Origin of the sequence: Bartonella sp. CL436QHHD, from assembly GCF_042195105.1 — a bacterium.
Classification (GTDB): domain Bacteria; phylum Pseudomonadota; class Alphaproteobacteria; order Rhizobiales; family Rhizobiaceae; genus Bartonella.
Window position 1 is genome coordinate 103580 of the sequence record NZ_JBHINR010000048.1, and the last position, 1941, is coordinate 105520.

The 1941-nt window shown below is 36.4% G+C and carries 2 protein-coding genes and 1 pseudogene; all 3 read left to right on the top strand.

Annotated elements, in window-relative coordinates:
* Positions 1 to 328 (top strand): annotated as a pseudogene (locus ACFIKN_RS07240) (ABC transporter substrate-binding protein); the annotation flags it as partial.
* Between the two features lie 414 nt (positions 329 to 742).
* Positions 743 to 892, top strand: a complete 150-nt coding sequence (locus ACFIKN_RS07245; protein WP_273790725.1) for a hypothetical protein — start codon at positions 743 to 745, stop codon at positions 890 to 892.
* Between the two features lie 376 nt (positions 893 to 1268).
* Positions 1269 to 1941, top strand: a 673-nt coding sequence (locus ACFIKN_RS07250) for an ABC transporter substrate-binding protein (RefSeq protein WP_375658147.1), incomplete at its 3' end; no start/stop codon positions are given.

The window sequence follows — 1941 nt, forward strand, 5'->3', positions numbered from 1 at the left end:
GAATAATGATTCTGCGGATCCTCATACAATGGCTTCACGTCTTGTTTATAATCCAGATAATCGGCTTGAGGCTAAAAATACAGCCTATCCTAGTTGGCAGCATGGGTATTTTGATGCCAAAATGAATAAAAAAGTTGAAGAGGCGTTGTTTCAAAAAGATCCGCAAAAACGGGCACAAATATATGCTGATTTACAACGTGAACTTATGCAAAAAGGACCTTATGCGTTTATCTATCAGAAATATACTGTTATTGCGATGACGCCTGATGTCAAAAAGTGGGTTTGGAATAGTGCGCCACATATTTTTTATAGTAAAATTGAAAAATAAGAGTGTCTTCAATGCTGTTCAATAGATAAAGGGCATCGTCATGATATATTCGGCGTATTGTATAAATTTTCAAGTTTTGCAATGCGTCGAAGATTATAGGTAATGCGTGATATATTGTTGAATGTCTTTTCAAGACATTCGTTTAAAGATATTTTTCATTCTCATTAGAGGTGTATTTAAGTGGATGTTAAGATCGATATTTCAATTTCTCTGAATTAGAAAGTGGTCAATTTATTTGTTAAAAAACTGAGTATAACATAAAGAAACTAAGTGTAACAAATATCGCGGAATTTAGTGGTGCTAAAGGTGCAAAGGTTTTGCTGTGTTGAAGGAAAGTTTTGTTATGGGTGGGTACACAAGGGATATCAGTTTTTTATAGTGTTCATATTTTCTTTTTCTTTGAAAGATGATGAGATGTCATTTGGAGGGTGTTATTTTACGGGGAGTGATGAAAAAATTAAATTTTCTTTTGAAGAAGGAATAAAAGTCGTTGCACTTGGCAAACTGACAAATTTTCCTGTTTTATCAAATCGTCAAATTATTATGAAGGCTCTTTGTTATTAAGGTACTTGAGCCAAAAGGGGTAGTGCTTTGATGGTATAGAACACGCCGGAAGAAATACGAGACAAGCTTGCTTAACAAGATAGAAAAAATACAGGTTTTATAGTCTTCAATAGTAGGCGTTATGATATCGTGAATAAGCTCTGTTGTTGGTGAGCGTTCATTGTATATCAGAGTGTTTTCCTTTGTATGTTTTAGTTTGGCTTATAAGTGTAGACAGGAGGAGTCATTGACAAGAGGTGCTTGTTCTTGAAGGTTTTAAAGTTTGATCTTTAGGAGCCTATCGTTCGTCTAAACTTAATTATTAAGCACGTTTTGCTGCATGGGGAATTTATACAATAAACGTTAAAAGGAAAATTCTATGAACGTGAAAGGTTCTATGAACGTGAAAAGAAAAATATTGAAAAAGGGCGGTTCTTTTATTTCTGCTGTTCTTGCAATGGGGATGTTTGTGCAACAAGTTTCAGCGAAAACACCTGCTGATACGCTTGTGATGGCTTGGAATCTCGATCCAATAAGTACATTTGACCCTGCACAACTCAATGACCGTTATGGAATTGAATTGGTTAACAATATTTGTGATAATTTAGTCGTTTCTGCTACAGATGATGCTACTAAAATGGTTCCCTCGTTAGCGAAGAGTTGGGATGTTTTAAGTGATGATCAGAGTACTGTGATTACTTTTCATTTGCGTGATGGTTTGAAGTTCAACGATGGTCGTCCTGCGAATGCCAATGATCTTGTTTGGGGTATGAAGCGGGTTGTCAAATTGAAATTGTCTAATGCGGCAACATTTAATGAATATGGGATTACAGAACAAAATGTTGATGAGGCTTTTCAAGCACCGGATGACAAAACGGTGGTGATGAAATTTGATAAACCTTATCCAGCAGAGCTCATTCTTAGCAATATTTCCACTAATCGCACTGCTGCCTTGCTGGATCGTGAGACACTCATGAAAAACGAACAAGATGGTGATATGGGAAACCGGTATTTGGCAAGTCATTCTGCTTGTGTTGGTCCTTATCAGCTAGAGAGTTGGCGTCCTGGAG